The 14,589-nt window shown below is 62.4% G+C and carries 8 protein-coding genes; 6 read left to right on the top strand and 2 right to left on the bottom strand.

The window, feature by feature from the left end; all coding sequences use genetic code 11:
• The first annotated feature begins 278 nt into the window (after positions 1-278).
• The 3 genes from rpoB (at position 279) to H6P80_RS06180 (ending at position 9,985) form a co-directional block, all read left to right on the top strand.
• Positions 279-4,442, top strand: a complete 4,164-nt coding sequence (gene rpoB / locus H6P80_RS06190) for a DNA-directed RNA polymerase subunit beta (protein WP_185800431.1) — start codon at positions 279-281, stop codon at positions 4,440-4,442.
• A gap of 55 nt (positions 4,443-4,497) precedes the next feature.
• The gene (rpoC, locus tag H6P80_RS06185; protein WP_185800430.1) at positions 4,498-8,691 is read left to right on the top strand and encodes a DNA-directed RNA polymerase subunit beta'; all 4,194 of its coding nucleotides are present in this window, start codon (positions 4,498-4,500) and stop codon (positions 8,689-8,691) included.
• 112 nt (positions 8,692-8,803) lie between these two features.
• A complete protein-coding gene (locus H6P80_RS06180; protein ID WP_185800429.1) occupies positions 8,804-9,985 on the top strand; it encodes a glycosyltransferase family 4 protein in 1,182 nt (393 codons plus the stop codon).
• A gap of 3 nt (positions 9,986-9,988) precedes the next feature.
• On the opposite strand, the gene H6P80_RS06175 is transcribed toward H6P80_RS06180, so the two are convergent.
• Both H6P80_RS06175 and H6P80_RS06170 read right to left on the bottom strand, forming a co-directional pair.
• Positions 9,989-10,330 carry a DUF2218 domain-containing protein gene (locus H6P80_RS06175; protein WP_185800428.1) on the bottom strand — a complete coding sequence of 114 codons (342 nt, stop codon included), beginning with the start codon at positions 10,328-10,330 and terminating at the stop codon, positions 9,989-9,991.
• Complete coding sequence (locus H6P80_RS06170; protein WP_328804939.1) at positions 10,327-10,779, bottom strand: PadR family transcriptional regulator; 453 nt, start codon at positions 10,777-10,779, stop codon at positions 10,327-10,329. Before H6P80_RS06170 ends, H6P80_RS06175 begins: the two co-directional genes overlap by 4 nt.
• Before the next feature lie 284 nt (positions 10,780-11,063).
• Between H6P80_RS06170 and H6P80_RS06165 the strand changes: the two genes are divergently transcribed.
• The 3 genes from H6P80_RS06165 to H6P80_RS06155 all read left to right on the top strand — a co-directional run bounded on the left by H6P80_RS06165 (position 11,064) and on the right by H6P80_RS06155 (position 14,573).
• A complete protein-coding gene (locus H6P80_RS06165) occupies positions 11,064-12,371 on the top strand; it encodes a replication-associated recombination protein A (protein WP_185800427.1) in 1,308 nt (435 codons plus the stop codon).
• A 69-nt stretch (positions 12,372-12,440) separates the two neighbouring features.
• Positions 12,441-13,691 (top strand): mechanosensitive ion channel, encoded by a 1,251-nt coding sequence (locus H6P80_RS06160; RefSeq protein ID WP_185800426.1) that lies wholly within the window; start codon positions 12,441-12,443, stop codon positions 13,689-13,691.
• Positions 13,692-14,573: a hypothetical protein gene (locus H6P80_RS06155; protein ID WP_185800425.1), complete on the top strand. Its 882-nt coding sequence runs from the start codon at positions 13,692-13,694 to the stop codon at positions 14,571-14,573.
• Positions 14,574-14,589 lie beyond the last annotated feature (16 nt).

Raw genomic sequence — 14,589 nt, 5'->3', positions numbered from 1 at the left:
CGGCTTTAGCCCTTGGCCGAAGCCGAAAATCGGTCCTGTCCCGCTCCGGCCCCTTTGACACGCCCCCCCTTCGTCCCTATATCCCCGTCAACACCGTCACCTTTCGAGCAATGATGCGAATTTGCGCGCCGCATCAAAGGAATGGATCGGGACGGTTTCATAGACGCTGAAAGCTGCGGATTCCCCGGTTTCGAGGACAGGGAGTCTTGCGGCTTTTTGTCGTTTTCGCGCCCCTGACAATTCGAAGCGATTCGATACAGATCGAGGCAAAACACTCCATGGCGACCAAGTCGAAAGCGGTTACCGAAGCCCGCACCAAACGCATTCGCAAAATTTTCGGCGATATTCACGAAGTGATCGAAATGCCGAACCTCATCGAGGTTCAGCGCGAAAGCTATGAGCAGTTCCTGCGCTCCCAGCCCGAGATCGACTATGTCTCGGGGTTGGAGAAGACGCTCCGCTCGGTTTTCCCGATCCGCGATTTCGCCGGCACCGCCGAGCTCGATTTTGTGCACTATGAACTCGAGCATCCGAAATATGATACCGAAGAATGCCGCCAGCGCGGGATCACCTATGCCGCGCCGATGCGCGTTACCTTGCGCCTGATCGTTTTCGAGGTCGATCCCGACACCGAAACCCGCTCCGTCCTCGATATCAAGGAGCAGGACGTTTATATGGGCGACATGCCGCTCATGACCGAGAACGGCACCTTCCTCATCAATGGCACCGAGCGCGTGATCGTGTCGCAGATGCACCGTTCGCCCGGTGTGCTGTTCGATCATGACCGGGGCAAAACGCACGCTTCGGGAAAATATCTCTTCGCTGCCCGGGTCATCCCCTATCGCGGCTCGTGGCTCGATTTCGAATTCGACGCCAAGGACATCGTCAACGTCCGTATCGACCGTAAGCGGAAATTGCCGGTTACGGCGCTACTTCATGCGCTCGGCCTTACGACCGAGGAAATCCTCCAGCAATTCTACGAGACCGTCACCTACAAGCGTGCCAAGGACGGCTGGGAAATTCCGTTCGTCGCCGATGCCTGGCGCGGCCTGAAACCGACCTTCGACATGGTCGACGGCAAATCGGGCGAAGTCGTGTTCCCGGCCGGCACCAAGATTACGCCGCGCGCCGCCAACAAGGCCGAGGCCGACGGGCTCAAGACGCTTCTCATCCCGACCGAGGAAATCTTCGGCCGCTACAATGCGTTCGATCTGATCAACGAGAAGACCGGCGAGATTTATATCGAGGCGGGCGACGAGGTTTCGGAAGAAAATCTCGAGCGCCTCGACAATGCCAAGATCAACGAGCTGGTGCTTCTCGACATCGATCATGTCACGACCGGCCCGTGGATCCGCAACACATTGATTGCGGACAAGGCCGAGGATACCGACCAGGCGCTGGCCGATATCTATCGCGTCATGCGCCCCGGCGAACCGCCGACGCGCGAAACCGCCGATGCGCTGTTCGAGGGCCTGTTCTTCGACCCCGAGCGCTATGACCTTTCTGGCGTTGGCCGCTGGAAGCTCAACATGCGCCTCGATCTCGACGCGCCCGAAGACCTGACGACCTTGCGCAAGGAAGACATTCTTGCGGTTGTTCAGGAACTGGTAGACCTGAAAGACGGCAAGGGCGAAGTCGACGATGTCGACAATCTCGCCAACCGCCGGGTCCGCTCGGTCGGCGAACTGTTGGAAAACCAGTATCGCGTCGGCCTTCTCCGCATGGAGCGCGCGGTCAAGGAACGCATGAGCTCGGTCGATGTATCGACCGTGATGCCGAACGATCTCATCAATGCGAAGCCGGCGGTTGCCGCGGTTCGCGAATTTTTCGGATCGTCGCAGCTCTCGCAGTTCATGGATCAGACCAACCCGCTGTCCGAAGTCACCCACAAACGCCGCGTGTCGGCGCTTGGGCCCGGCGGCCTCACCCGTGAGCGTGCCGGCTTCGAAGTCCGCGACGTTCACCCGACCCATTATGGCCGGATTTGCCCGATCGAGACGCCCGAAGGCCCGAATATCGGCCTTATCAATTCGCTCGCCTCTTTCAGCCGGGTAAACAAATACGGCTTTATCGAAACGCCTTATCGCAAGGTGATCGACGGCAAGGTGACCGACGAGGTCGTCTATCTCTCCGCGATGGAAGAGCAGAAGCACACCGTCGCGCAGGCCAATGCCGAGCTCGATGCCAAGGGCGGATTCGTCGAGGAAATCGTCTCCTCGCGCGAAGCCGGCGAATTCCTGATGGCGCCGCGCGAACAGATCACTCTGATGGACGTTTCGCCGAAACAGCTCGTTTCGGTCGCGGCCTCGCTGATCCCGTTCCTGGAAAATGATGACGCCAACCGCGCGCTCATGGGTTCGAACATGCAACGCCAGGCCGTGCCGCTGGTAAAGGCCGAAGCGCCGCTCGTCGGCACCGGCATGGAAGCGACCGTCGCCCGGGATTCCGGTGCCGCGGTCGTCGCACGGCGATCCGGGATCGTCGACCAGGTGGACGCCACGCGTATCGTTATCCGCGCCTCGGGCGATGTCGAAGCCAATGAAAGCGGCGTCGATATCTACACGCTGATGAAGTTCCAGCGCTCGAACCAGAATACCTGCATCAACCAGCGTCCGCTGGTGAAGGTCGGTGAGAATATCGAGGCCGGCGACGTCCTCGCGGATGGCCCGTCCACCGAATATGGCGAACTGGCGCTCGGCAAGAACACGCTCGTCGCGTTCATGCCGTGGAACGGATATAATTACGAGGATTCGATCCTCATCTCCGAGCGCATCGTGAAGGACGACGAATTCACCTCGATCCATATCGAGGAATTCGAAGTCATGGCGCGCGACACGAAGCTGGGCCCCGAAGACATCACCCGCGACATTCCTAACGTCGGTGAGGAAGCCCTGCGCAACCTCGACGAAGCGGGCATCGTCTATATCGGCGCCGAAGTGCATCCGGGCGATATCCTGTGCGGCAAGATCACGCCGAAGGGCGAAAGCCCGATGACGCCGGAAGAGAAGCTTCTCCGCGCGATCTTCGGCGAAAAGGCCAGCGACGTGCGCGACACCTCGCTCCGGCTGCCGCCGGGCGTTGCCGGTACGGTCGTCGAGGTACGGGTGTTCAACCGCCACGGCATCGACAAGGACGAACGCGCCATGGCGATCGAGCGCGAGGAAATCGAACGCCTCCGCAAGGATGCCGACGATGAACGCGCCATCCTGAACCGCGCCACCTATGGCCGACTCAAGGAAATGCTGACCGCCCACACGGCGACGGCAGCTCCCAAGGGCGTCAAGAAAGGCTCGAAGATCACCGCCGCGATGCTCGACGAGGTCGAGAAGCATGAATGGTGGCAGTTCGCGGTCCAGAACGACAAGCGTCAGTCCGAGCTCGAACTGGTTCGTCAGCAATATGACGAAGCGGCTGAAAAAATCGAAGCGAAGTTCGAAGATCGGCGCGAAAAGCTCGAACGCGGCGACGAACTGCCGCCGGGTGTGCTGAAGATGGTCAAGGTGTTCGTCGCGGTGAAGCGCAAGCTGCAGCCGGGCGACAAGATGGCCGGCCGCCATGGCAACAAGGGCGTTATCAGCCGAATCTTGCCGATCGAGGACATGCCGTTCCTCGAAGACGGGACGTCGGTCGATATCGTACTCAACCCCCTGGGCGTGCCCTCGCGCATGAATGTGGGGCAGATCTTCGAAACCCATCTGGGCATGGCCGCACGCGGACTTGGCCGTCAGATCAAGGACGCTCTCGAAGATTGGCGTGAGACCAACCCGGACGCCAAGGCGGGCAAGCCCCCCACCGCGGTGCGCGATGCGATGAAAACCGCCTATGGCGATCCCTATCACGAAGCGATTGCTTCGATCGAGGATGAGGGTCTCATCGAAATGGCGGGCCGACTGACCAACGGCGTGCCGATGGGCACGCCGGTATTCGACGGCGCCCGCGAGCCCGACGTGACCGAAATGCTGAAACTCGCCGGGCTCGACACCAGCGGCCAGGTCGATCTTTACGACGGGCGCACGGGCGACAAGTTCGATCGCAAGGTGACGGTGGGCTATATCTACATGCTCAAACTGCATCACCTTGTGGACGACAAGATTCACGCCCGCTCGATCGGCCCGTACAGCCTGGTCACCCAGCAGCCGCTGGGCGGTAAGGCGCAGTTCGGCGGACAGCGTTTCGGCGAGATGGAGGTCTGGGCGCTCCAGGCATACGGCGCCGCCTATACGCTGCAGGAAATGCTGACGGTGAAATCGGATGACGTGGTCGGCCGCACCAAGGTCTACGAAGCGATCGTCAAGGGCGACGATACCTTCGAGGCGGGCATTCCGGAGAGCTTCAACGTGCTCGTCAAGGAAATGCGCTCGCTGGGCCTGAGCGTCGACCTCAAGTCGATCGTCGACGACGCCGAAGACGATCCCGACGCGCTTCCCGAAGCTGCCGAATAATCAAGAATATCCAGCCCCCCGCCCGGATGCGGGCGGGGGCAGACAAGGATCAGACATGAACGAACTGACCAACTTCCAGAACCCCGCCGCCCAAAAGCCGGAGACGTTCGACCAGATCCAGATCGGCCTGGCGTCGCCGGAGAAGATCCGTTCCTGGTCGTTCGGCGAGATCAAGAAGCCGGAAACCATCAACTACCGGACGTTCAAGCCCGAACGCGACGGCCTGTTCTGCGCGCGCATCTTTGGCCCGATCAAGGATTATGAGTGCCTGTGTGGCAAGTATAAGCGCATGAAATACAAGGGCATCGTCTGCGAAAAATGCGGCGTCGAGGTTACCGTTTCCAAAGTCCGCCGTGAGCGGATGGGCCATATCGACCTCGCGGCCCCGGTTGCCCATATCTGGTTCCTGAAGTCCCTGCCCTCGCGCATCGGGCTCCTTCTGGACATGCAGCTCAAGCAGCTCGAGCGGATCCTGTATTTCGAATATTATGTCGTCATCGAACCGGGCCTGACCGCGCTCGAGAAGTTCCAGCTGCTCACCGAGGACGAGCTGCTCTCGGCGCAGGACGAATATGGCGAAGACGCCTTCTCGGCCGGTATCGGGGCCGAGGCCGTCAAGCAGATGCTGATCGACCTCGACCTGGAGCAGGAACGCGAGGATCTTCTCCAGGATCTGGCGACAACCAAATCGACCTTGAAGCCCAAGAAGATCATCAAACGACTCAAGGTCGTCGAAAGCTTCATCAATTCGGGCAATCGCCCCGAATGGATGATCCTCGACATCGTTCCGGTCATCCCGCCCGAACTGCGCCCGCTGGTGCCGCTCGATGGCGGCCGCTTCGCGACGTCGGATCTCAACGATCTCTATCGCCGCGTGATCAACCGCAACAACCGCCTCAAGCGCCTGATGGAGCTGCGCGCCCCGGACATCATCGTCCGCAATGAAAAGCGTATGCTGCAGGAATCGGTCGATGCGCTGTTCGACAACGGCCGCCGCGGCCGGACCATCACGGGTGCCAACAAGCGCCCGCTGAAATCGCTCAGCGACATGCTCAAGGGCAAGCAGGGCCGGTTCCGCCAGAACCTGCTCGGCAAGCGCGTCGACTATTCGGGCCGCTCGGTCATCGTGACCGGCCCGGAACTCAAGCTGCACCAGTGCGGCCTGCCCAAGAAGATGGCGCTCGAACTGTTCAAGCCGTTCATCTACGCCCGTCTCGACGCCAAGGGCCTCTCGATGACGCTCAAACAGGCCAAGAAGTGGGTGGAGAAAGAGCGCAAGGAAGTCTGGGATATTCTCGACGAGGTTATCCGCGAACATCCCGTGCTCCTGAACCGCGCCCCGACGCTTCACCGCCTCGGCATCCAGGCGTTCGAGCCGGTCCTGATCGAGGGCAAGGCGATCCAGCTTCACCCACTTGTCTGCGCCGCGTTCAACGCCGATTTCGATGGCGATCAGATGGCCGTCCATGTTCCGCTGAGCCTCGAGGCTCAGCTCGAGGCACGCGTGCTGATGATGTCCACCAACAACATCCTCTCGCCCGCGAACGGCAAACCGATCATCGTCCCCTCACAGGACATGGTGCTCGGCATCTACTATCTCTCGATGGATCGTGAAGGCGAGCCCGGCGAAGGTTCGATCCTCGCCGACATTACCGAGGTCCACCAGGCGCTCGAAGTGGGTGCGGTGACGCTCCACTCGAAGATCACGACCCGCGTCCCGCAGACCGACGAAGAGGGCAACACCTATCTGGAACGGGTTCAGACGACCCCGGGCCGGATGCTGATCGCCGAGAAACTGCCGCAATCGCACAAGGTGCCTTACGAGACGATCAACCGCCTGCTGACCAAGAAGGAGATCGGCGACGTTATCGACATCGTCTATCGCCACACCGGCCAGAAGGACACGGTGTTGTTCGCCGACGGCATCATGGCGCTGGGCTTCCAGCACGCCTTCAAGGCCGGCATCTCGTTCGGCAAGGACGATATGATCATTCCGGATGCCAAGGAGCCGCTGGTCGACGAGACCCGCGCGCTGGTCGCCGATTACGAACAGCAATATCAGGACGGCCTGATCACCCAGCAGGAAAAATATAACAAGGTGATCGACGCCTGGAGCCGCTGTTCTGACCAGGTCGCCAACGCGATGATGGAAGAGATCAAGGCGACGCCGAAGGACGATGACGGCCGCGAAGCCGCGATCAACTCGATCTACATGATGTCGCACTCCGGCGCCCGCGGCAGCCCCGCCCAGATGAAGCAGCTTGCCGGCATGCGTGGCCTGATGGCCAAGCCGTCGGGCGAAATCATCGAAACGCCGATCCTGTCGAACTTCAAGGAAGGCCTGACCGTCCTTGAATATTTCAACTCGACCCACGGCGCCCGCAAGGGCCTCGCGGATACGGCGCTCAAGACGGCAAACTCGGGTTATCTGACCCGCCGTCTGGTCGATGTGTCGCAGGACTGCACGATCGTCGAGGAAGATTGCAAGACGACGAATTCGCTCGAAATGAAGGCGATCGTCCAGGGCGGTTCGACCATCGCGACGCTCAGCGAACGCATTCTCGGCCGCACGGCTGCCGAAGATATTCTCGACGGCAAGGACGCAGTGATCGTCAAGGCTGGCGAGACGATGGACGAGCCGACCGCGCTGGCGGTCGAAGAGTCCGGCGTCCAGTCGGTCCAGATCCGTTCGCCGCTGACCTGCGAATCCAAGATCGGCGTATGCGGCAAATGCTATGGCCGCGATCTTGCGCGCGGTACGCCGGTCAATATCGGTGAATCGGTCGGCGTCATCGCCGCCCAGTCGATCGGCGAACCCGGCACGCAGCTGACGATGCGGACTTTCCACATCGGCGGCGCCGCGCAGCTCAACGAGCAGTCGAACCTGGAATCGCCGGCCGACGGCAAGCTCGAATATCGCGAGCTCAATGCCATCGTCGACAGCAAGAAGCGCACACTCGCGCTGTCGCGTTCGGGCGAACTGGCGATCCTCGACGAGGACGGCCGCGAACTCGGTGTGTTCCGTATCCCTTACGGTGCCCGCCTCCTCCAGGCCGACGGAGACACCGTCGAAAAGGGCGAGCGGATTGCCGAATGGGATCCGAGCTACGCGCCGGTCATCACCGAAAAGGGCGGTACGGCGAAGTTCCAGGACATTGTCGACAACCGCACCGTGAAGGAAGAGACCGACGAAGCGACGGGCATCACCCAGCGCGTCATCACGGAGGACCAGGCCAAGACCAAGAAGGACGATCTCAAGCCGCGTATCACGTTGCTCGACGACCAGAGCGGCGAGGCGGGCGTCTATCGCCTGATCCCCGGCGCGGTCATCTCGGTCGACGACGGCCAGGAGCTGCACGAGGGCGATATCGTCGCCCGACTGCCGCGAGAGGCTGCCAAGACCCGCGACATCACCGGCGGTCTGCCGCGGGTCGCGGAGCTGTTCGAAGCCCGGATTCCGAAGGACAATGCGGTCATCGCCAAGATCGATGGTCGAATCGAGTTCATTCGCGACTATAAGGCCAAGCGCAAGATCGCGATCGTTCCGGAAGAAGGCGATCCGGTCGAATATCTGATCCCCAAGACCAAGATCATCGACGTGCAGGAAGGCGACTTCGTGAAGAAGGGCGACGATCTCGTCGCCGGTTCGCCCGATCCGCATGACATTCTCGAGGTTCTGGGCGTCGAAGCGCTGGCCGAATATCTCGTTTCGGAGATCCAGGAGGTCTATCGTCTGCAAGGCGTGAAGATCAACGACAAGCATATCGAGACGATCGTTCGTCAGATGCTTCAAAAGGTCGAGATCACCGACGGCGGCGACACCACGCTGCTCGCCGGCGAACAGGTCGACGAAGCCGAGATGGACGAGATCAACGCTATGCTCGACAAGAAGCAGAAGAAGGCGGAAGGCAAACCGGTGCTGCTCGGCATCACCAAGGCATCGCTGCAGACCCGCAGCTTCATCTCTGCCGCGTCCTTCCAGGAAACGACCCGCGTCCTCACCGAGGCGGCCGTTCAGGGCAAGGTCGATACGCTGCAAGGGCTGAAGGAAAACGTCATCGTCGGCCGCCTGATTCCGGCGGGTACCGGCGCAGGCATGAACCGCGCCCGCATCACCGCCTCCTCGCGCGATGCCGCGCTTCGCGCCCAGCAGAAAAAGCTGCAGGAAGCGATGCTGGCTGCGAAGGAAGCGACGGCGGAACCGGAGGCCGAAAAGGTCCCGGCCGAAGCCGAGAGCAGCGAAGACTAAGCGCTTCGCCGTTCGCAAAGGAACAAAGCCCCGCCGGCGCAATCCGGCGGGGCTTTTTCACGCCATCAACCCGGCCATTGGCCTTTTACCCCCGAGCCTATATTCCGACGCGATGGACGCAACCGACCTCCGCATTGCCCTGTTCAGCGGCAATTACAATTATGTCCGCGACGGCGCGAACCAGGCGCTCAATCGCCTGGTCGGCTATCTGCTGCGTCAGGGCGCCGCCGTGCGCGTCTATTCGCCGACGGTGGACAACCCCGATTTCGAACCTACCGGCGATCTCATCCATGTCCCCGCGCTCGCCCTTCCCGGCCGCGCCGAATATCGTGCGCCAATCCGGCTGCCCGGCCGCGTCCGGCGAGACATCGCCCAGTTCGCGCCGAACATCTTTCATATTGCGAGCCCCGAAATTCTCGGCCATCGCGCGCTGAGCCTCGCACGGAGCTGGAACGTCCCGGCAATCGCCTCGGTCCACACCCGCTTCGAAACCTATCCGCGCTATTACGGCCTCACCTTCCTCGAGCCCCTGCTGGTCGCCATCCTGCGGCGCTTCTACCGCCGCTGCGACGCGATCTTCGCGCCGTCGGAATCGATGGCCCAGATCCTGCGCGAACAGCGGATGAGCTACGATGTCGGCATCTGGTCTCGCGGGATCGACCGCGATATTTTCGATCCCCGCCACCGCGACCTCGGCTGGCGGCAGGGCCACGGCATCGCGGACGACGAGGTCGTAATCGGCTTTGTCGGCAGGCTGGTGATGGAAAAAGGTCTCGACGTCTATTCGGACGCGATCGACAGTCTCGAGCGTCGGCAGGTCCGCCACCGCGTACTTGTGATCGGCGAAGGTCCCGCACGCGACTGGTTCGAAAAGCGGTTGCCCCAGGGGGTGTTCGTCGGGTTCCAGAAGGGCCCCGATCTCGGCCGGGCGGTTGCCTCGCTCGACATGCTGTTCAACCCCAGCGTTACCGAGACCTTTGGCAATGTCACGCTGGAAGCGATGGCCGCGGGGCTTCCCGTGATAGCGGCCAAGGCGACCGGAAGCGAAAGCCTGGTGGAAGACGGTGTGACCGGGCGGCTGATCCGCCCCGGTGCGATCGAGGCCTTTGCCGATGCGCTTCAGCATTATTGCGAGAACAAGGGCGCGCGCGAAGCCGCCGGAGCAGCGGGATGCGCGGCGAGCGAGCGCTATGGCTGGGACCAGGTGAATCAGGCGCTGGTCGACGGTTATCTGCGGGTCATCCGCCAGCGCGCCGAGGGTGTGCAGGGCCCTCCCCGTAGCCCCGTACCCTAGCCGCTACGCTTCGTCCTTCCAGTCGAAGGCGAGCGGCGCCTCGCGAAAGGCAAAGCGATCAAGATGGCGAGCGAGAACGCCCTTGAGCCCTTCCAGCTGCTCCGCAACGCTCGCGTCGATCTGACAATCCAGCGTTTCGGCGCCGGCCACCATGGTGACCACGGCGTCATCGGGCCAGTCGGCGCCCCTCGCATCGCGCGGAAAGGTCACCGTGCCGCGCTCGGGCGTAAACTCTACGGCGAGATTGTGCGACCAATGCTTGCACAATTGCTGGAGATAGCGACTGCCCTTCTTTGTCGGCACCGCAGCCTTGCTAGTGGCGGGGATGCTTGCTGACCCGCTCATAGCCGTTCGATCTTTTGCGCGGCCTCGTCGATAATCGCCGTGACCTGATGAACGAGTTCGTCCTCGACGCCCTCGCGCGACAGACGGTGTTCGAGCACCGCGCCCAGATTGCCCATCGCCCGGCGGATCGGCGCGCCGTCCGATTTACGATGCCGTTCCCCGAAACTGGAAAGGCGTTCGAACAGCGTTGCTACCTCGCCTTTCTTTTCTTCCAGCTCTGCCCGGCCCTGATCGGTGATCGCAAACGCCTTGCGGGCGCCTTCGGCCTCGAGCTCCTCGATATCGCCGCTGTCCTGCAACAGGCTCAGCGTCGGATAAACGATCCCAGGGCTCGGCGTGTACCCACCCCCGGTCAGTTCCTCGATGGCTCGGATCAGGTCATAGCCGTGGCGCGGCTCGTCATCGAGCAGCTTGAGCAGCACGAGCCGCAACTGCCCCGATTCGAACATCCGGCGACCGCCTCGGCCGCCGCCGCGATGCCTGCCGCCGCCCGGGCCCCAATGCCCGCCGCCGGAACGCCTCATGCCCATGGCACGGACGGCATCCGGAAAACGGCGCTTGCCGCGCCCACCTTCACAGCGGCCCCCATGGCCGCCCCTATCTTTCATCGTCATATTGCATCAAACTCCAATGTATTTTGATGTGTCTAAGATATATCTTTGCCGAGCGCTGTCAACCCGGATAGCCAAACACTGCAGATGGATCGCGCGGGGAATTGGGCTAAAGTCCGGCCATGGCCGACCTTTTCGTCTCCGATACCCCCGAAGCTGGGACGCCGCCCGCCCCGCTCGCGGACCGACTACGCCCCAAGACTCTCAACGAAGTCATAGGCCAGGAGCACCTCACCGGGCCCGACGGCGCGATCGGACGGATGGTGGCAGCGGGCCGACTCGCCTCGATCATCTTCTGGGGGCCGCCCGGGACCGGCAAGACAACCATCGCCCGGCTGCTCGCCGACGCGGTCGGCCTGCGCTTCGTGGCGCTGTCGGCGGTCTTTTCCGGCGTCGCCGATCTCAAAAAGGCGTTCGCGGAAGCCGCGCAAATGGCCAAGGCTGGTAAACGCACGCTGCTTTTCGTCGACGAGATCCACCGTTTCAATCGCGCGCAGCAGGATGGCTTCCTGCCTTATGTCGAAAATGGCACAGTCACCCTGGTTGGCGCGACGACCGAAAATCCAAGCTTCGAGATCAACGCCGCCCTGCTCAGCCGGGCCCAGGTGCTGATCCTTAACCGGCTCGACCATGAGGCGCTGGGAACCCTGCTCGACCGCGCGGAGGAGCATGAAGAACGGCCCCTGCCCCTCACTCCGGACGCGCGCGACGCGCTGATAGCCTCGGCGGATGGCGACGGCCGCTTCCTGCTGAACCAAGCCGAGACGCTGTTCTCAGTCAATCTTGAAGCGCCACTCGATCCAGCGGGTCTCGCCGAGATGCTCCACCGCCGCGTCGCGGTTTACGACAAGGACCGCGAGGGCCATTACAACCTGATCTCCGCGCTCCACAAGGCAATGCGCGGGTCCGATCCGCAGGCCTCGCTTTATTATCTGGCGCGGATGCTGGTCGCCGGGGAAGAGCCGCTCTACGTGCTGCGGCGAATCGTCCGCTTCGCTTCCGAGGATATCGGCCTCGCCGACCCGCAGGCACTGGTCCAGTCCCTCGCCGCCAAGAACGCCTATGAGTTTCTCGGCAGCCCCGAGGGCGAACTCGCGATCGTCCAGGCTTGCCTCTATTGCGCGACCGCGCCCAAATCCAACGCCGCCTACAAGGCTGCGAGCGCCGCCTGGCGCAGCGCGAAAGAGACCGGGTCCCTGATGCCGCCCAAGAACATCCTCAATGCGCCGACGCGGCTGATGAAAGATATCGGCTATGGCAAGAATTATGCGTACGACCATGAAGCAGACGAAGCCTTTTCGGGCGACGATTACTGGCCGGAAGAGATGAGCCGACAGGATTATTACCGCCCCTCTTCGCGCGGCTTCGAGGCGAAAATCGCGGAACGCCTTGCTTTTTGGGAGAAACTGCGGAGCGAGCGGCAGCAATAATTGGCCAAGCCGAGCGGAATCCGGTATCTTGGCGAAAAGATCATCCAGCTCTGTGAAAGGGGAACGGACGTGGAATTCGATTTCAACCAGAACATCAACTGGGATCTGGTCTGGGAGTGGTCGCTGAAAATCGGCGCCGCGCTGCTGATCCTGCTGATCACCCATTTCATCGCCAAGGGCGTCAAATGGGCCATCGCACGGATGGTGGACCGCATCCCGGTCTTGCAGAAGCACAGCGCGGCGCAGCCCGGGGAAACCGTGGGTAGCCAGATCGGCACCCTCGCCTATTGGATCGTCTGGCTCGTCGGTCTCGTCGTCGCGCTGCAACCGCTTGAGCTTTCGCACGTACTCGAACCGGTACGGACACTGACGAATGACGTCGCCGGCTTTGTCCCGAATATCGTGGGCGCAGGCGTTATCCTGTTCGTCGGCATTATCGCCGCCACCATCATCCGCCGGATCGTCGAAACCGCGCTTATGGCGGTCAACGCCGATGAGTGGCTGGCTAGGGCCGGCGCGACGGAAATCACCGGCGGCGACACCGAAACCGCTGCCCCCGGCGAAGGGCGCACGACGCTCAGCACCGCCGCCGGCGTGATCGCTTTTGTGCTGATCATCATTCCGGTCGCTACCGGCGCACTGCAGACGCTCCAGCTGAACTCGATCTCGGACCCGCTGGTATCGATCCTTCGGGACGTCGCCTTCTTCATCCCGCGCGCCATCGCGGCATCGCTGATTCTCGGCGTCGCCTATTTCATCGGCCGCTGGGTCAAGGGCTGGCTGCAGCAGCTGCTCGAAGCTTTCGGCGTCGACAGTGCGGCTAGCGGATCGGGCCTCGTTCCCGAAAATGTCCGCGCCAGCCGCGCCATCGGCACGGTCGCACTGACCGCGATCGTGCTGGTCGCGGCGGTCGCCGCCGTCGAAGTGCTGGAGATCCGGTCGCTACAGGCGATGGTCACCGAAGTCGTGGCGCTCGGCAGCCGCGTGATCTTCGGCCTCGTCATCATCGGCGTCGGTATCATGCTCGCGCGCCTGCTGACCGGGATCATGGAGCGCTCGACCGGCGAGTCCGGCCTGCTCTCCACGATACTCAAATGGCTGATTATCGCGCTGTTCGCCGCCATGGGCCTCAAGTTCATGAATATCGCGGACGAAATCGTGGTCATCGCCTTCGGCTCGATCCTCGGTTCGGCGGCCATCGCAGCGGCGATCGCCTTCGGGCTTGGCGGGCGGCCGACCGCGCACAAGCTGCTCGAACGCTGGACGGGCGGCGGCGCCACCCACACCAATCCGGGGGACAAGACACCTCCGGGTATCTAGGTGCGGCGCTTTTCGCGCTTCGCCTGTTTCGACTGGTCGGGACAGGCGGTAGAGAGGCCCAAGGGCATAGCCCTGGCAATCGCAGGGGCGGGCGCGAAAGCTCCCGCCCTTGCCATGTCCGCCAACGGCTGGTCGCGTGAGGATGCGCTCGGCTGGCTGCTTGATCGAGCCGCGGAAAAGGCCGACTTACTGATCGGTTTCGATTTCTCCGCCGCTTTACCCTTTGTCGACCATGGCAGCTATTTCCCCAGCTGGCCGGAAAGCCCCGGCAACGCCCGCAGCCTCTGGGCGGCAATCGATGCCTTGTGCAATGCCGAGCCCCATCTCTCCGCCTCGCGCCTGACCGGCCATCGCCACCTCGCCCGCCATTTCCGCTATCAGCAGGGCCGCACGACAATCACCGGAGAAGGCTTCGAAGGAGGCCGGGGCCGCCTGCGCATCACGGAGAAACACTGCCGCCAACAACAGCGCGGCAATGCCGTATCCTGCTTCAACCTTGTCGGCGCGGCGCAGGTCGGAAAATCGAGCCTTACGGGCATGAGACTTTTGCATCGGCTCGACGGCGCGATACCCGTCTGGCCTTTCGATCCCGTTCCGGACACCGGGCCGATGATCTTGGAGATCTATACGAGCATCGCCGCCCGAGATGCCGGGCTTACGGGGCGGACGAAAATGCGCGATGCCATCGCGCTGGATGCAGCGCTGGACGCCTTGGGCAGTTCCGCTCACGCCCCGCTCGGCCGCTATGACGATCACAGCACCGATGCGCTCCTCACCGCGGCCTGGATGCGCCAAGCGGCCGGGGATATTGCATTCTGGAAGCCAGCCGCTTGCACCGACAGCATCGCCCAACAAGAGGGCTGGACCTTCGGCGTACGATAAAGCATGGGGGCAGCGC

Origin of the sequence: Parasphingopyxis marina (assembly GCF_014237875.1) — a bacterium.
GTDB classification, from domain to species: Bacteria; Pseudomonadota; Alphaproteobacteria; order Sphingomonadales; family Sphingomonadaceae; genus Parasphingopyxis; species Parasphingopyxis marina.
This window is presented reverse-complemented; position numbering and strand designations above follow the sequence as displayed.